The 18,547-nt window shown below is 63.9% G+C and carries 19 protein-coding genes; 6 read left to right on the plus strand and 13 right to left on the minus strand.

The features are described 5' to 3' along the window. Positions 1–15: 15 nt before the first annotated feature. The gene (locus GGD65_RS10490) at positions 16–630 is read right to left on the minus strand and encodes a TetR/AcrR family transcriptional regulator (RefSeq protein WP_183235225.1); all 615 of its coding nucleotides are present in this window, start codon (positions 628–630) and stop codon (positions 16–18) included. A 96-nt stretch (positions 631–726) separates the two neighbouring features. Here GGD65_RS10490 and GGD65_RS10495 point away from each other — a divergent pair, with 96 nt between their 5' ends. After that, a complete protein-coding gene (locus tag GGD65_RS10495) occupies positions 727–1,215 on the plus strand; it encodes a tautomerase enzyme (RefSeq protein WP_183235226.1) in 489 nt (162 codons plus the stop codon). 15 nt (positions 1,216–1,230) lie between these two features. Next, a complete protein-coding gene (locus tag GGD65_RS10500) occupies positions 1,231–2,010 on the plus strand; it encodes a crotonase/enoyl-CoA hydratase family protein (RefSeq protein ID WP_183235227.1) in 780 nt (259 codons plus the stop codon). Positions 2,011–2,153: 143 nt separating this feature from the next. On the opposite strand, the gene GGD65_RS10505 is transcribed toward GGD65_RS10500, so the two are convergent. From GGD65_RS10505 to GGD65_RS10535, 7 genes are all read right to left on the minus strand, one after another. Further along, positions 2,154–5,306 (minus strand): efflux RND transporter permease subunit, encoded by a 3,153-nt coding sequence (locus GGD65_RS10505; RefSeq protein ID WP_183235228.1) that lies wholly within the window; start codon positions 5,304–5,306, stop codon positions 2,154–2,156. After that, complete coding sequence (locus tag GGD65_RS10510) at positions 5,303–6,538, minus strand: efflux RND transporter periplasmic adaptor subunit (RefSeq protein WP_183235229.1); 1,236 nt, start codon at positions 6,536–6,538, stop codon at positions 5,303–5,305. Before GGD65_RS10510 ends, GGD65_RS10505 begins: the two co-directional genes overlap by 4 nt. Before the next feature lie 64 nt (positions 6,539–6,602). Continuing rightward, complete coding sequence (locus GGD65_RS10515) at positions 6,603–6,848, minus strand: hypothetical protein (RefSeq protein ID WP_183235230.1); 246 nt, start codon at positions 6,846–6,848, stop codon at positions 6,603–6,605. 332 nt (positions 6,849–7,180) lie between these two features. Next, on the minus strand, positions 7,181–7,738 hold the full coding sequence (locus tag GGD65_RS10520; protein WP_018318104.1) for an HdeD family acid-resistance protein: 558 nt from the start codon (positions 7,736–7,738) through the stop codon (positions 7,181–7,183). Positions 7,739–7,910: 172 nt separating this feature from the next. Further along, a complete protein-coding gene (locus tag GGD65_RS10525; RefSeq protein WP_183235231.1) occupies positions 7,911–8,396 on the minus strand; it encodes a DUF992 domain-containing protein in 486 nt (161 codons plus the stop codon). Continuing rightward, positions 8,397–8,984 (minus strand): hypothetical protein, encoded by a 588-nt coding sequence (locus GGD65_RS10530; protein WP_018318102.1) that lies wholly within the window; start codon positions 8,982–8,984, stop codon positions 8,397–8,399. Beyond that, complete coding sequence (locus GGD65_RS10535; RefSeq protein WP_246783260.1) at positions 8,981–9,973, minus strand: AI-2E family transporter; 993 nt, start codon at positions 9,971–9,973, stop codon at positions 8,981–8,983. Before GGD65_RS10535 ends, GGD65_RS10530 begins: the two co-directional genes overlap by 4 nt. On the opposite strand from GGD65_RS10535, the gene GGD65_RS40740 reads away from it, so the two are divergent. Further along, on the plus strand, positions 9,956–10,084 hold the full coding sequence (locus GGD65_RS40740) for a hypothetical protein (RefSeq protein WP_283813662.1): 129 nt from the start codon (positions 9,956–9,958) through the stop codon (positions 10,082–10,084). The two genes, GGD65_RS10535 and GGD65_RS40740, sit on opposite strands and share 18 nt — an antisense overlap. A 57-nt stretch (positions 10,085–10,141) precedes the next feature. Here GGD65_RS40740 and GGD65_RS10540 read toward each other — a convergent pair whose 3' ends face one another. The 3 genes from GGD65_RS10540 to GGD65_RS10550 all read right to left on the minus strand — a co-directional run bounded on the left by GGD65_RS10540 (position 10,142) and on the right by GGD65_RS10550 (position 12,189). Further along, entirely contained in the window at positions 10,142–10,384 is a 243-nt protein-coding gene (locus GGD65_RS10540; protein ID WP_183235232.1) for a hypothetical protein, read from the minus strand. Between the two features lie 31 nt (positions 10,385–10,415). Beyond that, entirely contained in the window at positions 10,416–11,855 is a 1,440-nt protein-coding gene (locus GGD65_RS10545) for a basic amino acid/polyamine antiporter (protein ID WP_183235233.1), read from the minus strand. Between the two features lie 130 nt (positions 11,856–11,985). Then, positions 11,986–12,189, minus strand: coding sequence for a DUF6894 family protein (locus GGD65_RS10550; protein ID WP_018318098.1), 204 nt, complete (start codon positions 12,187–12,189; stop codon positions 11,986–11,988). A 241-nt stretch (positions 12,190–12,430) separates the two neighbouring features. Between GGD65_RS10550 and GGD65_RS10555 the strand changes: the two genes are divergently transcribed. After that, entirely contained in the window at positions 12,431–13,141 is a 711-nt protein-coding gene (locus tag GGD65_RS10555; protein ID WP_183235234.1) for a Bax inhibitor-1/YccA family protein, read from the plus strand. A gap of 22 nt (positions 13,142–13,163) precedes the next feature. Here the strand turns inward: GGD65_RS10555 and GGD65_RS10560 are convergent, their stop codons facing one another. Next, positions 13,164–13,667, minus strand: coding sequence for a DUF1269 domain-containing protein (locus GGD65_RS10560; protein ID WP_018318096.1), 504 nt, complete (start codon positions 13,665–13,667; stop codon positions 13,164–13,166). 210 nt (positions 13,668–13,877) lie between these two features. Next, a complete protein-coding gene (locus GGD65_RS10565) occupies positions 13,878–14,078 on the minus strand; it encodes a DUF3551 domain-containing protein (protein WP_018318095.1) in 201 nt (66 codons plus the stop codon). Between the two features lie 273 nt (positions 14,079–14,351). Between GGD65_RS10565 and GGD65_RS10570 the strand changes: the two genes are divergently transcribed. Then, a complete protein-coding gene (locus GGD65_RS10570; protein ID WP_183235235.1) occupies positions 14,352–15,458 on the plus strand; it encodes an efflux RND transporter periplasmic adaptor subunit in 1,107 nt (368 codons plus the stop codon). Then, on the plus strand, positions 15,455–18,520 hold the full coding sequence (locus GGD65_RS10575; RefSeq protein WP_183235236.1) for an efflux RND transporter permease subunit: 3,066 nt from the start codon (positions 15,455–15,457) through the stop codon (positions 18,518–18,520). Before GGD65_RS10570 ends, GGD65_RS10575 begins: the two co-directional genes overlap by 4 nt. Positions 18,521–18,547: the final 27 nt, after the last annotated feature.

The following is an 18,547-nucleotide window of genomic DNA, read 5'->3' on the forward strand; positions in this document are numbered from 1 at the left end:
GCGGCTCTCGCTACGCTATGGCTTGTCGATTGCGCTCTTTAGCAGGAGCTCGAGCTCGTGGCTGACCTCCTCCAGGGGGTGGGCGCTACGCGCAGCCCTGCACATGGCGACCGTACCTTCGACCGATGCGACGATCAGCGTGGCAAGCCGCCGCGCGCGCGACGCGGTGAGGCCTTCCTGCTTCAGCGCATTGGACAGGATCTGCTGCCAGTCCGCAAAGATGCCCTGAGCGAGATCAAGCAGATGGCGCTGGACCCCCTGTCCGCCGGCGGCTTCCTGATCGGAGGGATCGCTGACATATTCCTCGACGGCAACTGCCAGGATCGGACATCCGGCCTGATAATTCGTCTGCTCCAGCGTCCTCTTCCAAAGCGTGATGAAGGCGCGCAGGCCGGCCATGGCACCCCGTTCGCTGGTGAGATGTCGCAGGGGACCGCTGACCTGGGTGCCCGCAAAGACAATGGCGTCTTCGATGAGCTGCCGTTTGCCCCCGGGAAAATGATGGCTGATCGATCCGCGCGGCGTGCCGGTGTGGCGCACGACCTCCCGCACGCTCGTCGCATTCACGCCGCGGCGGCTCATCAGATCGGCGGCCCCGGCCACCATTTTCGCTCTCGTATCGGACGTCATCGGGCACCTCGTCGTCCGACGCTACAATATGACAGTTGACATAGCCAGCGCCGTGTGGGTGTATGTCACGTGACATAGTCAGCCGGAGAGCTCGAGATGACCTTTATCCATGTGATGACCCCGCAAGGCCGATTGACCGGTCAGCAGCGCCGGGTGCTTGCCAAGACGCTGACGGATGCCGTGCTGGTGCCGGAGGTCGGCCGGCTCGTTCCCCAGGCACGGCGAGGTTACCAGGTGCATTTCCTCGAGCGGCCACTCGACATGATCGCGCACGGCGGAGAGCTGCTTTCGGACCAGCCGAGCGACGTCATGGTGGTGGACGTCGTCGTGATGGACTGCTGCTGGACCCGCGAGGACCGGGCCACGGTCATTCGCAACGTTCTCAGCGCCCTCGCGGATGCTTGCGAGATGAAGGAGCCCTCTCCGAGCTGGTGGGTCAATTTCCGCATCATCGAAGAGGGCAATTGGGGCTCTCGCGGCGGCGTGTTGTCCTTCCTCGACATTCTCCAGGAGGGCGCAGCGGCGTTCCCGCCGGAGCGGGCCGCAGCCATTCGAACCGCACTCGCCATCAAGAACGACAGGTAGACAGGAGACGCTCGCATGACCACCGAAGGCACGATCCGCACCGAGGCGCATGATCACATCCTGAAGATCATCATCGACAATCCCGCGAAGAAGAACTCCTTCTCCCCCCAGATGATGGATCTGCTGTCGGACGCGTTGACCGAGTTGCACGACAACGACGGCTACTGGGTCGGCGTGATTTGCGCGGAAGGCAAGGACTTCACCGCGGGCCTCGACATGCCGAAATTCTTCGGCCCGAACGCCGAGAAGCGGACTGTCAAGGAAGGCAATGTCGACGTTTTCGGCCTCACCAAGCGCTGCAGGAAGCCAATCGTCACCGCGACGCAAGGCATCGTCTACACCGTCGGCATCGAGCTGATGCTGGCCGGCGACATCGTGGTGGCCGCCGACGACAGCCGGTTCTGCCAGATGGAGGCCAAGCGCGGCATCGCGCCCCTGGGCGGCGCTCACTTCCGCTATCTGTCCCGCGCAGGCTGGGGTAACGCCATGTACCACCTCTTCCTGTGCGATGAATTCACGGCGCAACGTGCCCGAGAGATCGGTCTCGTTCAGGAGGTCGTTCCGGCCGGCCAGCAGATCGGCCGTGCCATGGAGATCGCGGCGATCATCGCCCGCAACGCACCGCTTGGGATTCAGGTGACCAAGGAAGCGGCCGCGAAATACACCGAGCAGGGTGAGGCGGCTGCGATCGCCTGCATTCCGGCGATCCGGGACCGTGTGCTCAAGAGCGCCGACGCGCGCGAGGGCATCCAGTCGTTTATTGAGCGGCGGCCAGCAGTCTTCCAGGGACGGTGAGCCAATGCCACAAGCATCTTTGTGACGGGCGACAGGCGGATGAAGGTGGCTGATAACCAGATCTTTGGACAGTCATCAGCCCCTGGGGGCCTTCTTCGTGAACGACGCAGCGTTGCGGGATGCAAGGCACCCCCAAAGCCTGTCTAGATTGCATTGCGGTCGGGCGATTTCGGCTGATGGCTTGACTTGAAGGCCGCCTTCGCCCGCTCACGCAGGCGCTGGAAAACCACGTAGAGCATCGGCACGATGAATATTCCGATCGAGCTTGCGGCCAGCATGCCGGCGAAGACCGCCGTGCCGACGGCGCGCCGGCTGAGCGCGGCGGCGCCGGTCGCGATCACGAGCGGCAAGAGGCCCAGGATGAAGGCCGCCGAGGTCATCATGACGGCGCGAAAGCGCATATGTGCGCCCTGGATCGCGGCCTCGTCGAGCGGCACGCCGGCCTCGCGTTGCTCCTTGGCGAACTCGACGATCAGGATGCCGTTCTTGGCGGCAAGCGCGATCAGGACGACGAGGCCGATTTGACCGTAGAGGTCGAGATTGAGCCCGGCGATCTTGATGCCGAGATAGGATCCGAGCACGCCGACGACGACCGAGAGCAGCACGGGGATCGGAATCACGGTGCTTTCATAGAGCGCGACCAGGAACAGATAAGCGAAGAGGACGGCGAGCATAAGCACGATGCCGGTCTGGCCGGCCGCCTGCTGCTCCTGGTAGGCGGTGCCGGTCCACGCGAAGCCGTACCCCGGCGGCAGAACATCCTCCGAGATCTGCGCCATGGCGGCGATCGCGGTCCCGGAGGAGATGCCCGATGCCGGGCTGCCGTTGACGGTCACCGAACGATAGTTGTTGTAGCGGGTGATGACCTGTGGCCCGGTCACGATCTTGAGGCCGGCGAGGGATCGTAACGGCACCATCTCGCCCGAGCTGTTACGCACATGGATGCGCCAGACATCGGACGTATCGGCGCGATCGAATGCTTCGCCTTGCAGATTGACCTGCCAGGTGCGACCGAACAGGTTGAAGTTGTTGACGTAGATGCCGCCAAGCGTGGCCTGGAGGGCAGTGAAGATGTCGTTGACGGTGACGCCCAGCGCCTGGGCCTTGCGGCGGTCAATATCGAGATAGAGCGATGGATTGGTCGCCGTGAATGTCGAGAATACGCGCGCGAGCCGAGGATCGGCATTGGCTGCGCCGATCAACGCGTTCGTGACGCTGGAGATCGCGGCCGGGGCCTGACCTTCCAGGGCCTGCAATTGATATTCGAAGCCACCGCCGGTGGAGAGCCCGATGATCGGCGGCAGGTTGAACGGTAGCACATTGGCTTGCCGCATCTGCGAGCCGGCGGCGAAGGTCTTGGCGATCAACGCCTGGGCGGAATCCGTTGCCGTCTTGCGGTCGGCGAACGGCTTCAGTCGTGCCACCACGAGTGCGCTGTTCGGCTCGGAGGCTCCGTCGAGCAGGGAAAAGCCGATCACCGCGAGGACGTGGTCGACGGCCGGCATCTGTTTCAAGATGTCCTCGATCTGCCGGGTGGTCTCGCTGGTCCGCGCGACCGATGCGCCGTCCGGCAACTGAACCGAGGTGAAGAAGGCACCCTGGTCCTCCTCGGGCAGGAAGCCCGTCGGGGTCACCAGCGACAGGCCGAAGATTCCTGCGGCAAAGGCTGCCACCAGCAGGAGCGACAAGGCTGCCATGCGCACCAGCCGGCGGACCGCGCCGCTGTAGCGATCGCGCACCCAGTCGATGCCGGTGAGCATGCGGCCGATGATGCCGCGGCGCTGTCCTGTATGACGCAGCAGCAGCGCACAAAGGGCTGGCGACAGCGTCAGGGCATTCAATGCCGAGATCATCATGGCGGCGCTGATCGTCACCGCGAATTGGCGGAACAGCGTGCCCGAGATACCGGGAATGAAAGCGATAGGCACGAACACCGAGAGCAGTACCAGCGTGATCGCGACGATCGGCGCGGTGATCTGGCTCATGGCTTTCTTGCTGGCCTCGGCCGGAGACAGGGCAGGCTCCTCCGCCATGACACGTTCGACATTCTCGACCACGACGATGGCGTCGTCCACCACGATGCCGATCGCGAGCACCATTGCGAGCAGGGATACGGTGTTGGCGGAATAACCGAGCGCGAGCAGGACGGCGAAGGTGCCCACGAGGCTTACCGGGACCGCGACGGCCGGAATCGCGGTGGCACGCATGTTTCCGAGGAACAGATAGACCACGATCACAACCAGGACGAAGGCCTCGCCCAACGTCCACAGCACCTCCGTGATCGTGTCGCGTACGAATGTGGTGGAGTCGTATTGCACGAGATAACCGAGCCCTGCCGGAAACCGGCCGGACAGCCGCTGCATCGTGTCCGCGACCGCACGCGCGGTGGTCACCGCGTTGGCGCCGGGGGCGAGGTAGATCGCAATCGGAACTGCAGCTCGCCCGTCGATCCGGGCTTCGCTGTCGAGATTTTGCGCGCCCAACTCGACGCGGGCGACCTCCTTGACCAGCAGTGAGGATCCGTCCGGCTCGGCGCGCAGCACGATGTTGGCGAATTGATCGACAGTGGCGAGGCGGCCCATTGTCTGCACGTTGAACTGGAACTGCTGATCGTCGCTGATCGGCCGCGCGCCAATGCGGCCGACGGGAGCCTGGACGCTCTGTGCGCGAATGGCGGCGACCACGTCCGAGGGGGTCAGGTTGAGGCTTGTGAGGCGCTGCGTATCGAACCAGATCCGCATCGAATAATTCATCCTGGCGAACAGATTGGCCTGGCCGACACCCGGCGTGCTCGCAATCGCGTCCAGCACGTTGATGATGGCGTAATTGGTGATGAAGAGCGGGTCCTGCTGGCCATCTGCACTGTAGAGCACCAGGAACTGCAGGATCGAAGAGGATCGTTTCTGGACGGTCACGCCCTGCTGTTGCACTTCCGTGGGCAATTGCGACAATGCGCTCTGGACGCGATTATTGACGTTGACCGTGTTGATGTCGGGATTGGTGCCGAGCGCGAACGAAACTGTCAGCGTATAGCTGCCGTCGTTGCCGCTGGTCGATTTCATATAGAGCGCGCGGTCGACGCCGACCACCTGCGCCTCCAACGGCTGTGCGACGCTGCTCTCCACGACCTCGGCGGAGGCGCCGGGAAAATTCGCGGCGACGGTGACCTGCGGCGGCACGATATCGGGAAACTGCGCCACCGGGATCTGCGTGAGCGCCAGCGCGCCGGCGATGGTGATGACAAAGGCGATCACCATCGAAAGACGTGGTCGGTCGACGAAGACGCTCGATATCATTGGCTGCCGCCCTTGCCGGTTCGGGGCGGCGGGGCGCGCCCGCCTTGCGGAGTCGCCTCGCCAGTTGAGTCTTTCATGCTCGACAAGATCAGCGGACTTGCCGGCTCTGGAGAGACGGTTTGGCCGGCGCGAACCCGCTGCAGCCCTTCCGCGATCACCTTGTCACCGGCCGTCAATCCGCTGATGACGGCGGCGATCGTGGGAGTCGATTGCCCGAGCTGAATGCGCCGCTGCTCTGCCTTATCGTTTGCCCCGACGACAAGAACGTAGTCGCCGCGCTGGTCGGACAGCACCGCCGAGCGCGGAATCGCCAGCACCTCGACAGGCTGGACTCCTTCGAGGACGACGGTGACAAATTCACCGTTGGTGAGCTCGTGGACGGTAACGCCTGCCGCCGAGGGAGCGCGCAGGATCGGGTTGGCGATCTCTCCGCGCACCGTGATCGTGTCGGTGTTCTGGGCGATGGTGTTGTCGACGAAATTCAGCTTGCCGGATTGCCCATACATGCGCCCGTCGGGCAGCCGCAACCGGATCGTCACCGCCTCGAGGCCGCCTTGGGGGCCGTAGCGTTCGCGCAGCTCGAGCCCCTGGCGCAGCGGCACCGGGAACGTGACATACATTGGATCCTGGCTGACGATCGTGGTCAGCACGCCCGAACTCGGACTGACGATGTTGCCTTCCGTCACGGCCGTGCGCCCGATCTTGCCGTCGATCGGCGCGCTGATGATGGTGTAGTCGAGGTTGATTTGTGAGGCCTGGACCTGCGCCTGCGCAGCCTTGACCTGGGCCTCGAGGCTGCGCTGGCTCGCGAGCGCGGCATCGTAGGTCGATTGCTGCCCGGCCGGTCCGCCAAGCAGGGTGCGGGCGCGCTCGGTGGTCAATCTGGCATTCTCGAGCGTCGCTTCGAGCTGTGCCACCTCCGCCTGCTTGGCGGCGACATCGGCCTCGAACGGGCCGCGTTCGAGCTTATAGAGCTGCTCGCCTTTCCTGATTTCGGCGCCCTCGGTGAACAGCCGCTGCTCCAGAAATGCGGTGACGCGAGCGGCAATGTTGACCTGGTTGATGGCCTCGATCCGGCCGAGAAACTCACTGCTCTCGGTGATCGGCCGCCGCGCCGCTTCGACAACGCCGACGGCGGGCGCAGGCGGGGCCGGCTGCGGCCGCGCGGGTTCGCCGGCTAGTGTCACGAGGCTCGCCGCCAGCGGTCCGAGCCGGACGTCAGCAAGGTTCATCGTCCGCTCCCTGCACCAGGCTCGGAACTGCCGGCGTCAGGCCTCCGCGATTCGACCAGCTGAGCTAGTCCCGCGCGGTTCGGTTGCTGCGCGCCGGCTCGTCGTAGCCCTTGCGATGGCTATAGAACATCAGCGCGATCAGGCCGCAGCCGAGCACCAGAACAAGGATGGCGGCCGCCGCCAGCACGATGTTTCCGTAAAGCGGCATCGAGGGTGTCGCCGTCCAGACTGACAGGCAGAACCAGCTCGCGCCGAGGAAAAGCACTGCAAGCACGGCGACGAGGATCCATTGGTTCTTGTTGCGTACCATTTCCTCATCCTCTTCGGACTACCAGCGCCATCCGCAATGACGGCGCCCACGATGCCACCAGCAAACCCAGCGGCGGCGCCGGCGCGGTCGCGGGCCCCAGCCAGGATGAGAAGGGCCCCAGCCGGGCCGCGGCGGAGGTCCCCATTGCACCGGGATGGCGCGATCCCCCGGTGCCCGGCCGGCCCGAGAGAGACCGGGATCGACCGGCATTGCGTCCGCAACACCGATGAACTGAGCGCCGGACGCTCCGATCGCGGCGGCGGCAATGGTGTTCATCGCAAGGCTGAGGAAGACGCGGCGACTGGGAGCATCCATGGTTGTTCTCTCCTCTGTTATCCGGTCGTTCGCACCGATTGCAGCGCATAGAGCAGCCATGCCAGGCCATGGGCAATCAGGTCGACGCCCAACAGGAAGCCGAGAGCCCAAGCGCTGATGGTGGGGAAGCCGAACAGGACCAGCACGCCGGCGATCACCGCGAAGACGCCCGAGATCAGCATCATCCATCCGTTCTGCCGCCAATAGGCAAAGCTCAGCACGCATCGAATGACACCCGAAGCGAACAGCACCGCGCCGAGGAAATAGGTCAGGATAAGCGCGCCCGAGACCGGCTGGGTGAGCAGCACGACACCGAAGGCGAGGTAGAGTGCGCCGAGCACGACTTGCCAAAGGAACCCGCCCCACCCCTTGGTCCAGAAGGCGTGGGCAATCTCGAATGCGCCGGCGGCGATCGCGGTGAGCCCGATGAGCTTGACACTGACGACGGTGGCGAAGGCAAGGTCGCCGAGCGCGAACAGGCCGGCGGCGATCAGGACGACGCCGAGGAGCGCACAAACCCACAGCGGCGGAGCAACCACGGCATCGAGACTTCCGCGACTGTCATACACTGTCATGCGATCCTCCTGGGCGGCTACGGCCCGAACGAGCATGCATCGGATCCTAGCTTCGAACACCCGACGCCGACATCGGACGAAACCCTGAGCGGCGGGGCGGGAATGTTCTCATCCTCTTCCTGCGCGAACCGGCATCAAGAGCGGACCGAACCGCGGGACCGAGACGATGGGATCAGAGCCCGCCTCGCGGTCCCAGTGTCAGATGAGTTACGCCAGCCGCGAGATTGAGCCCGATCGAGCGTTCGACCGAGATCGGCTGCAGCATCACGCTCCTGCGCGAGCCGCCGACCAGGACGTTGGCGCCGAGGCCGGGACCGAATGCAAGATTGCCGCTCGCGCCGACGTAACTGCCGCGCAACGTGCCGGGGCCTATCCGCGAGTTCCTGGCGAGGACGGCCCACGATAGCGCGCCGGCGCTGGTCACGCCGATATCAACGCCGACGCGCCGTATCCGCCCCTCGTAGACGTACTGCCGGGGCGGGCGCAGCGCGTTGAACACGCAACGCAGCGCCTGCGTCGATCCAAGCACCAGTCCGATGCGTGGCTCCGAGAAGCACAGGAGCCTGCCCACCCTGAATCTCTCGGCTTGCGCGGGCGAGGTGACGGCGCAAAGAACGAGTGATGCGCCGATGGCGGTAAGATATCGCAACGTTCGCATTCAATCCTCCCGGTGGTTCGTGATGTCCCTGGCGCTCTGCGAGGGGCTGCCGTCCTGACGCCACCAGAACGAGATGGCGAGGCCAATCAGCAGCACCGCCCCGAGCAGGAAGAAGAAGATGGATTGCTTCAGCCAGGAAATCGCCGGAACGGCGGCGCCCATCGCAAGGCCAAGGAAGGCGATCTGCAACGACAGCAGGCTCAGGCCCGCAAGGAACGTGCCGAGCGCGAGCAACGTCAGCAGGACGAGTCCCGTTGCAGGGGTCGGAAGCAGTTGCTGCACGCCGGAGATCAGCATGATGTTCATCGTGATCAGGACCGCGATCCAGTGCAGAGCCTGCGTCCAGATCAGCCGGATCTGGCCCTCCTTGCCCTCGATCTCCGGCCACTTGGTGACAACGCAGACGACGCCGATGGCGAGCGCCAGGAATTCCCAATAGCCGGTCAACGGCTGGTGCGAGACGTTGGTATAGGCAACGCCGACGATGGCGAGCAGCAGCGCGACGACGTAGGGGAGTTGCTGCCACAGGAAACGCGCCGTCGTCGAACGCGCAGGGGCATCACTCGGCTGCGCTTCGAATTCGCTCATGGCTGCTCGCTCGCAATTAATGGCGGCTTGGGATCGCCGCCCAGATAGTCCTCGACATAGAACCTGACGATCGCAACCCGACCGATCGCAACCAGCGGCATCGCGACCGCGACGCCCATGACGCCGAACTGAGCGCCGAGAAGGACGATCGCAACCAGTGTCCACGCCGGCGGGGTCTCGACTGCCTGGCGCTGGATCAGTGGGCCGATCACGTAGCCTTCGATCGACTGGATGATGGTGTACACGGCGACCGCCCAGATCAGGGGCGATGCGCCGAGCGGCATCGCGACGAGCGCGATCGGGATCGCGGCAACGATCGGCCCGAGATAGGGAATGAAGTTGGACAGACCGGCCTGAAGTCCAAGCACGAAGGGACCGGGCAGCCCGATAAGATAGAGCGCGAGCCACACGCACAACGTCATCAGCATGATGCGGATCAATTGTCCCACGAACCACAGCCGCATGACGTTGCCCATCTCGTCCATCACGGCGCGCGCACGGGCGCGATGGGAATGCCTGACCAGCGCGATCACGCTTTCGCGGTGGCCGGTGGGATCGAAAGCGAAGAGAATGCCGAGGAACAGGATCACCAGGACGGCGGTCAGAACGCTCGATGCTCCGCCGAGCAGAAATTGAGCGTGGCTGAAGAACCGGCCCTGATCGGCGAATAGCCATTGTGCGAAGTCGCGGCCCCATTCCGGGCCGAGCAGGTCGACGCCATACGACAGCAGGTGCTCCTGGAGCAGGTCGACCTGCGCATCCATCACTTTCAGAAGCAGACGCGTCTGTTCCGGCAGCTTGCGCGCGCCCCAGGCGAGGCCAAAGCAGGAGAGCGCGGACAGAAGCAAGACAACGAGCGTCAACCGCCAGGCTCGTTTGAGTGGAAGGACCGGCGCCAAGGTTCGCGCCAAGGCGTCCAGAAAGGCGGCGAACAGCACCCCGGCGAAGACAATCAGGAGACTGGAGACCGTTTGCCAGATCAGGAACAAAGCGATGCCGGCGGCGAGCAGGGTGAGACCGACGGCCAGCAGACTTGGCCGTCCGGCCTCTCCGGTCTCGTCGACAGCGGTCTCGTGCCGAGGGAGTTCTCGGTAGTTTAGGGAGCGCATCCCCGAAACGCTGTCAGGTTGATCCATTGGAGGGGCCACTACGATGTCTCAGGGGCGAAGGCGCCGGCTGCCGTAGTGCGGGTGTCTGCCGCCGCGATGACGCCAGTACCGGTGCTTTGTCGGATTGGTGTTGGTGTTCGGAGGCGCCTGCTTTTTGGATGCGGCGGTGCCGGTCTCCTTTGCCATCGCCGCGCTGTTGTCCTTCGATTGCGCGCGCGTGACGGTGGGTAGCGCCGTGACGGCCAGCAACCCGGCGAGGAGCAAGCTGCAACGCGTGATCGTCATGTTCATGTTCGCCTCCCTACAATTCAAAGACGCCGGGTCAGATCGAAATGGCACCGACGGCGAGCCCATAGACGCCGCCGCCCGCGGCGATTGCGACCGCTGCAAACAGGATGGCTTCGGTTCTCGTGAAGGTGCTTTCCTTGCGCTCGCGTTTGGCCATCAGGAACAGCAAGGTTCCGGGCGCGTAGAGGATCGAGGACAGCAGGAGAAACTTCGGGCCGCCGGCGTAGATCATCGCGGCGGCGTAGAGCGTCGCAACGGCGGCGCGGATCCAATCGGTCGTGCGGGCGCGCTCGCCGGCGCAATAGGTCTCGCCGGTCGATGCGAGCTTGAGGCCATAGGCCGCGACGAGGACGTACGGGATCAGCGTCATCGCACTCGTCATCTTGAGTGCGAGCGTGAAGGCATATTCGGCGAACCAGCTGACGAGCAGAAACGCCTGGATCACGCAGTTGGTCAGCCAGAGCGCACCGACAGGAACCTTGTTCGCATTCTCACGCGCGAGAAAGGACGGCATCGTGTGGTGTATCGCCGCCGAATGCAGGATCTCCGCGGCGAGCAGCGACCAGGACAGATAGTTGCCGAGGATCGAGATCAACAGCGCCACGCTGATGAACACGTTGCCCCAGCGCCCGACCATTGATTCCATCACGCCTGCCATCGATGGCGTCGAAAGATCCGCCAGCTCGTTCCGCGGCAACACTCCGTAGGAGAGCAGCGTCACCAGGACAAGCAGGCAGAGAACGCTCAGAAAGCCCACCACCGTCGCAATGCCGATGTCGGCGCGATTCCTGGCGTAGCGCGAATAGACGCTCGCGCCTTCGACGCCGACGAAGACGAATACGGTAAGCAGCATCGTAGAGCGTACCTGGCTCAGCACCTGTCCGAGACTCGGCGGCTCCGTTCCCCAGAAATTCTGCACCAACAGGTCGCGATCGAGAACGAACGCGGCCACGACGATGAACAGGAGTATCGGAACGATCTTTGCGAAGGTTGCAATCGTGTTGAGCCTGGCCGCGCCCCTGATGCCCCGCAGGACAAGAAAGTGCACACTCCATAAAAGCATTGTCGCCGATGCAATGGCCGTCAGTGTCGTGCCGTCGCCAAAGATCGGAAAGAACTGCCCGAGTGTGGCCTTGATCAGAATGAGACAGGCGACGTCGGCAAGACAGCAGCCGATCCAGTAGCCGGCTGCCGAGGCGAATCCGATGTAGTCGCCGAATCCGGCCTTGGCGTAGGCATAAATGCCGGCATCCAGTTCCGGTTTGCGCTGCGACAGCGACTGGAAAACGAGCGCCAGCATAAGCATGCCCGCCCCTGCGATGATCCATGCGATGATCGCACCGAAGGCGCCGGTGGCGCGTCCGAATGCAGCCGGCAGGGCGAAGATACCGGATCCCACCATCGATCCGATCACAAGCGCAATCAACGCGTTGCGGGAAAGCTCTTGATCGGCCTCGTTCGACGAAGACGCCATGACGGAGAATGGTCTCCCAATCCGCAGCGCGGCGGTGGTCACATCTGCCGACCGCCCCTGCGGACGACCTTAGAAGTGTCTGCCGCATGCGCACATCAGGGATTCTCTGTAGGAGGTGAGGGCAGAAAAATCAGCCGCCGCCCGGGGCTCCGCAAGCCGTCTGCGGCGGGCTGGCCACAAGCACGACGCCGCCGCGGCAGAATTCACCGGCCTTGGCGAGCTCGGCGGCGAGGCGCCTGGCGTGCAGGATGGCTGCATCCTGATCTCGGCAGTCCTGTCCGATCCCGTCGGGAAAGAGGCCGTATTTGTCGGCGATGTGAAAGAAGAAGCGCATGGCATGGGTTAGATCGCGACCCGCCCGGCTTCCAAGTGACAAAGCTGTAAGGAGCGTAGGCCAAAGGGCTTAGACGTCGTTCCAAGCTCTCGCATCGGTAATGTGCGGCGTCGCTGCGATGCCCGCAGTTGCGACAGAGAGGGGTAATTTCCACGGGCGGCATTCGGGTGATTGTCCGATGCCGTTCCGGAAGCCCGAGGATTAGTGTCGCCTCCCTCGGCAAAGTCCTGAGGAGGCGGATGTGCCAAATTTCGATCAAGACCTGACTGCGGCAGAGACGACTGGCAGTGCGTTTGCGGTGGACGCCGGCCTGCATGAATACATGCTCCGCATCTACGCTCACATGGCCGCGGGCGTCGGCTTGACCGCCGTTGTGGCCTGGCTGACCTATCAGGTCACAGGCCCGGCACTGCTGCAGAGTCCATTGATGTGGGTCTTCATTCTGGCGCCGTTGGGGCTGGTGTTCTTCATCGGCTCGCGCATCAACACGCTGTCCGTGTCGACGGCACGGCTGCTGTTCTTCCTCTACGCAGCCTTGGTCGGCGTATCGCTCTCGACATTGTTCCACATCTACACGGACTCGTCGATTGCCCGGGTCTTCTTCATCGCCGCCGCGAGTTTCGGAGCGCTCAGTGCGTTCGGGTATACGACGCGACGCGATCTCTCGGGGTTGGGCACGTTCCTGTTCATGGGGTTGATCGGCGTCATCATCGCAAGCCTGATCAACATCTTTCTGTCCTCGAGCGCGCTCGACTGGCTGATCTCGATCGTTGGCGTCGGCGTATTTGCCGGGCTTACCGCCTACGACACGCAGCGGATCAAGGCGATGTACGACAGCGCGGATGACCATACCGCTGCGGGTCGCAAGTCGGTCATCGCGGCGCTGTCGCTCTATCTGAATTTCATCAACCTCTTCATGATGCTGCTGCGGCTTGCGGGCGGCCGGCGCTGAGACAGGAAGGAACGCCCCGGCTTCAGGCCGCGGGCCGCTCCACCGCACTCGTCAGCGCATCGCGGAGGAGCTTTTCCTTCGTCTCGTCGAGTGACGTCTTGAGCACAACGCCGCCGGCGCTCTTGATCTCGTTGATTACCTTGTCCGCCGTCATGTGCTTGATCAGGACGAACAGGGCCGCGTTGCCGGGCTGGAGGCTGGTCGACAGGCTCTTCATGAAGGCGTCGTCGATGCCGAAATCCGAGAGCGCGCCGCCGAGCGCGCCGGACGCGGCGCCCACTGCGACTCCGAGGATCGGGTTCAGGAACAGGACGCCGATGAGAAGGCCCCAGAAGCTTCCCGTCATTGCGCCCATGGCAGTGGTATTGACGAGTTGATTGAGCTTGATGCCGCCCGCGTCCGTCTTAACGGCAATCACGGCGTCGCTGATTGTGATCAGATATTCCTTCTGCAGCCTGAACAGCTGCTGGCGGACTTCTTCTGCCTTTGCTTCCGACGGATACACGATCGCGACAAGATCGGACATTGACACCTCCCGTTGATCCAAATGCGAACCGGAGCAGTCGATGCTACCGTGCAAGGAGACCCGCCGCGATTGGAGGAAACCCCGGACGTTGGCGGAGGAATGTCCCGATGGGGCAGGCGCAGTTGGCATTCATGCCGAATCCGGGTGGCGTACGACAACCAACAGCACGTCATTTACGCCGCCCGGTCGATATCGGACTAAGCGCTGCCGTCAGCGGCGGCGATTTTGCACGCAGGTGCCCTGCCGCCCGCTCACCGATGCGCGGCATTGGGAGCGGGTCTCATACATGCAGTTGAGCATTCCCTTGATCTTCGAGCACCATGCCAGATCCTGCGCCTGTACGGGCGTCGTCGACCCCATCGCGCTGAGCGCAATGAAGATGGCCGCGGACAGCAAAGCCAGCTTTCTCATGTCGATCCTCCTGTCGTCTTGTGAATCATTCGGAGCCTGAGCGGCCGGTTCCCTTGCCACCTGCTGCTTTGGCGAACGCGCCGCGGCGGGAGCAGGTGCAGCCTTAATGCACCGCTTGCTGCGTTTCCGGTATCGGGTGATTGCCTGACGTTGCCCTGGGAATCTTCTGACTGCTGCCGGAAGGTTCTCCGGACCACGATTGCATCTGTGATCGCTCAGTAGATTTACCGATGGAAGGGAGATGATCTATCGACAAGATCGGCAGCGGAGCAGTTGACCGATGATCATGTCATGCCGATGCGGCCGCTGAACATCGCGCTTGTCGCAGCGGTCACCACGCTGCTGGTTGCCGCCTGTGAACGAGACCCGGTGGAGGATACGCCCCCGGCGCCACGTCCGGTTCGCACGACCACGGTCGAGAAGCGCGAGCAGTTAACGCCGTTCACGTTTACGGGGCGTATCGAGGCGGAGGACGAGGTAAGCATCGCATTTCGAATCGGCGGGCGGCTGCTTTCGAACAACACCCGGCTTGGTGATCGCGTCCAGGCCGGCCAGCTTCTGGCGCAACTGGAATCGCAGAACGAAGCGAACGCGCTACGCCAGGCGCAGGCGGCACTTGCTGCTGCGCAAGGCCAGCTCACTCAGGCCCGCAATCATTTCGAGCGTCAGCAGACGCTGCTGGCGCAGGGTTGGACCACCCGCGCCAACTTCGAAGCCGCGACGCAGGCGCAGCAGACCGCCCAATCGCAGCTCGATATGGCCGAAGCCCAGTTGAGCGCCGCCCACGATCAGGTCGGCTTTACCGAGCTGCGCGCCGATGCACCGGGCAAGGTCACCGAAACCGGCCCCGCCGCCGGCGAGGTCGTTCAGGCCGGGCAAACGATTGCGAGGATCGCTCGCCAGGACGGTCGCGATGCGGTCTTCGATGTGCCCGCCCAACTGGTGAGAGCGGCGCCTGCCAATCTGCAGGTAACGGTCGCGCTCACGGTCGATCCGGCAGTGACGGCACAGGGGCGCATCCGGCAGGTCGCCGCCCAGGCCAACCCGGTCACGCGGACCTTCGAGGTCAAGGTGGGCCTTACCGATCCGCCGGCTGCGATGCGGCTCGGGGCGACCGTGGTCGGGCGCGCCGAGGCGAGCTCCGGCCCGATGATCGGCATTCCCGCAACCGCGCTGACGAGGATGAATCAACAGCCGGCCGTCTGGGTCTTCGATCCCTCGGCCAATACGGTCTCAGTGCGGAACGTCGACGTGCTGCGGTTCGACCAGGCGCAGGTGATCGTCGCGCAAGGGCTTGATAGCGGCGAGATCGTCGTGACCGCAGGCGTTCAGGCACTTCATCCAGGCCAGAAGGTGCGCGTGCTCGGGTCGGGGCGATGAGTGGATTCAACCTTTCGGAATGGGCACTGGGGCGACGCTCGCTGGTCGTCTACCTCATGCTGATAGCGGTGGCCGCCGGCGTCCTGTCATATTTCCGGCTGGGCCGGAACGAGGATCCCGCCTTCACGATCCGGACCATGGTCGTTCATGCCGTCTGGCCAGGGGCGACGGCCGACGAGACGATGAAGCAGCTGACGGAGCGCCTCGAGCGCCAATTGCAGGAGACCCCGCATCTGGATTTCCTGCGCAGCTTCACCCGGCCAGGCCTCACGACCATCTTCGTGAACCTCAAGGGAGGCACCAATGCGCGGGATGTCTCCGATACCTGGTACCACGTGCGGAAGACGATTGGCGACATTCGCCATACGCTGCCTGCCGGTGTCGTCGGGCCGTTCTTCGACGACGATTTCGGCGACACCTTTGGCATCGTCTATGGCTTTACCAGCGATGGCTTCGCGCAACGCGAGCTGCGTGACCGGGTCGAGGCGATCCGTTCGCAGCTCCTGGCTGTACCGGATGTCGCGAAGATCGAGCTGCTGGGCGCACAAGAGGAAGTGATCTTCGTCGAGTTCTCCAAGCAGGAGCTTGCAAATCTCGGTGTTGATCGCACGGCTCTGATCGCGGCGTTGCGGGCGCAGAATATCGTGATGCCGGCTGGAACGATTCAGACCGGCACCGAGCGGATATCGCTGCAGGTGTCGGGCAGCTTCCTATCCGAGCAGGACATCGCCGATATCAACTTCGCCGCCGGCGGTCGCATGCTGCGCCTGAGTGACCTTGCGATCGTGCGGCGGGGCTACGCCGATCCACCCCAGCCGCTGTTCCGGATCAATGGCCGTCCGGCGATCGGGCTTGCCATCGCCATGCGCGACGGCGGAGACATCCTCGCGCTCGGCAGGAACGTCAAGGCGGCGATGGCGCGGATCACCGCTGATCTGCCGATCGGGATCGAGCCCAGCCTGGTGGCCGACCAGGCCGTCGTCGTGGGCAAGGCGGTCGGCGAGTTCATGACCTCGTTGTTGCAGGCGATCGCCATCATTCTGGCCGTGAGCTTCATCAGCCTTGGGGTTCGTCCGGGCCTGATCATCGCGCTGGCGATCCCGCTCACGCTCGCGGTCGTGTTTCCGGTCATGGCGGTGCTTCAGATCGACATGCAGCGGATATCGCTCGGGGCCCTGATCATTGCGCTTGCCCTGCTGGTCGATGACGCCATGACGACGACGGATGCCACGCTCATTCGCCTGGCGTTGGGCGACAGCAAGGTCGAGGCCGCCAGCTACGCCTTTCGGACCCACGCGCTGGCCATGCTTGCGGGGACGCTCGTGACGATCGCGGGCTTCATTCCGGTCGGCTTTGCCGCCAGCGCCGCGAGCGAATACACGTTCTCGCTGTTCGCTGTGGTCGGGATCGCGCTACTGGCGTCCTGGTTCGTCGCGGTGATCTTCGCGCCACTGCTCGGCGTTGCCATCCTTGTCCCGCCCAAGCAGAAGGGCGCTACGGCTCCCGGACGGGTATTCCGGCTGTATCGACGCTTGCTGATATCGGCGATCCGCGCCAAATGGCTGACCCTCGGTGGGACCGCCGCGCTGTTCGTCGCCTCCGTGCTCGCGCTGCCGCTCATTCCGCAACAATTCTTTCCGTCCTCCGATCGGCCGGAACTGCTGGTCGATCTCAGCCTGCCGCAGAACTCGTCGATTTTTGCCAGCGAAACCGCGGCAAAACGTCTGGACAAGATGCTGACGGGCGATCCCGATGTCGCGCATTGGAGCACCTATGTCGGGCGCGGTGCGATCCGGTTCTATCTGCCGCTCAGCGTCGAATTGCCGAACGACTTCTTCACGCAGGCCGTCGTCGTCGCCAGAGATATTGGGGCGCGTGAGCGGCTGCATGGCAAGCTGGAGCGATTCCTCGCCGACGAGTTTCCGAACGCGATCTCGTCGGTATCTCCGCTCGGCCTTGGCCCGCCGGTCGGATGGCCGCTGCAGTATCGCGTCAGCGGCCCCGACGTCGAGCGGGTGCGTGACATCGCGCTCGAGGTCGCACGGATCGTCGGGGCCGATCCGGCCGCCAAGAGCGTGAATTTCGACTGGATGGAGCCCGATCGCCAGGTGCGGATTCGCGTCAACCAGGACGAGGCCCGCCTTCTCGGCCTCAGTTCGCAGACGATTTCCACCGTTCTGAACACCGTAATATCCGGCACGCCGGTCACGCAGGTGCGGGACGATATCTACCTGGTCGATGTGGTGGTCCGCGCAACCGATGAACAGCGCGTCTCGCTGGCGAGCTTACGCACGTTGCAGATGCCGATCGCGGGTGGCCGGACCGTTCCATTGAGCCAGTTTGCATCGTTCGAGTATGATCAGGAGTTTCCGCTGATCTGGCGACGAGATCGCGTGCCCACGCTCACGGTTCGGGCGGCCATTGCCGACCGTGCGCTGCCGGAGACGGTCGTCAACAGGCAGGCCGCGGCCATGGCAAAGCTGAAGGCGGCGCTGCCGGCTTCATACCGCGTCGTGGTCGGTGGCACGGTGGAGGAAAGCCGGAATTCTCAGGCGTCCGTCATGGCGGTGGTGCCCGTGATGCTGTTCGTCATGTTCACGGTCCTGATGGCCCAGTTGCAGAGCTTTCCGCGATTGTTGATGGTCGTCAGCGTTGCACCGCTCGGTCTGATCGGCGTCGTCGCAGCGCTGCTGTTGTCGGGGCGGCCGTTGGGCTTCGTCGCCATTCTCGGTGTGCTTGCGCTGCTCGGCATGATCAGCAAGAACGCGGTCATCCTGATCGGCCAGATCGAGGCGGAGCGTTCACTGGGGAAGGGACCCTGGCAGGCCGCGGTGGATGCCAGCAGTTCCCGCTTTCGTCCAATCATGCTGACGGCCGTGTCCACCGTTCTCGGCATGATCCCGATTGCTCCGACGGTGTTCTGGGGGCCGATGGCCTTTGCGATCATGGGCGGCCTGCTGGTTGCGACAGGTCTGACCCTGGTCTTCCTGCCGACACTGTATGTGGCCTGGTTCGGCGGAAAGGAGCCGGCCGAAGCTTCCGGTACTTCGTTCGCGGCCTGAGGGCGTGTGTGGGCGGTGAGGGTAATC

Origin of the sequence: Bradyrhizobium sp. CIR18 (genome assembly GCF_014198295.1) — a bacterium.
Lineage (GTDB): Bacteria > Pseudomonadota > Alphaproteobacteria > Rhizobiales > Xanthobacteraceae > Bradyrhizobium.

Coding starts and splice junctions, on each gene's coding strand:
- GGD65_RS10500 (WP_183235227.1), top strand. CDS start 1,231: ATGACCACCGAAGGCACGATCCGCACCGAGGCGCATGATCACATCCTG.
- GGD65_RS10515 (WP_183235230.1), bottom strand. CDS start 6,848: ATGGTACGCAACAAGAACCAATGGATCCTCGTCGCCGTGCTTGCAGTG.
- GGD65_RS10520 (WP_018318104.1), bottom strand. CDS start 7,738: ATGACAGTGTATGACAGTCGCGGAAGTCTCGATGCCGTGGTTGCTCCG.
- GGD65_RS10510 (WP_183235229.1), bottom strand. CDS start 6,538: ATGAACCTTGCTGACGTCCGGCTCGGACCGCTGGCGGCGAGCCTCGTG.
- GGD65_RS10565 (WP_018318095.1), bottom strand. CDS start 14,078: ATGAGAAAGCTGGCTTTGCTGTCCGCGGCCATCTTCATTGCGCTCAGC.
- GGD65_RS10490 (WP_183235225.1), bottom strand. CDS start 630: ATGACGTCCGATACGAGAGCGAAAATGGTGGCCGGGGCCGCCGATCTG.
- GGD65_RS10560 (WP_018318096.1), bottom strand. CDS start 13,667: ATGTCCGATCTTGTCGCGATCGTGTATCCGTCGGAAGCAAAGGCAGAA.
- GGD65_RS10530 (WP_018318102.1), bottom strand. CDS start 8,984: ATGAGCGAATTCGAAGCGCAGCCGAGTGATGCCCCTGCGCGTTCGACG.
- GGD65_RS10575 (WP_183235236.1), top strand. CDS start 15,455: ATGAGTGGATTCAACCTTTCGGAATGGGCACTGGGGCGACGCTCGCTG.
- GGD65_RS10545 (WP_183235233.1), bottom strand. CDS start 11,855: ATGGCGTCTTCGTCGAACGAGGCCGATCAAGAGCTTTCCCGCAACGCG.
- GGD65_RS10525 (WP_183235231.1), bottom strand. CDS start 8,396: ATGCGAACGTTGCGATATCTTACCGCCATCGGCGCATCACTCGTTCTT.
- GGD65_RS10505 (WP_183235228.1), bottom strand. CDS start 5,306: ATGATATCGAGCGTCTTCGTCGACCGACCACGTCTTTCGATGGTGATC.
- GGD65_RS10540 (WP_183235232.1), bottom strand. CDS start 10,384: ATGAACATGACGATCACGCGTTGCAGCTTGCTCCTCGCCGGGTTGCTG.
- GGD65_RS10550 (WP_018318098.1), bottom strand. CDS start 12,189: ATGCGCTTCTTCTTTCACATCGCCGACAAATACGGCCTCTTTCCCGAC.
- GGD65_RS10495 (WP_183235226.1), top strand. CDS start 727: ATGACCTTTATCCATGTGATGACCCCGCAAGGCCGATTGACCGGTCAG.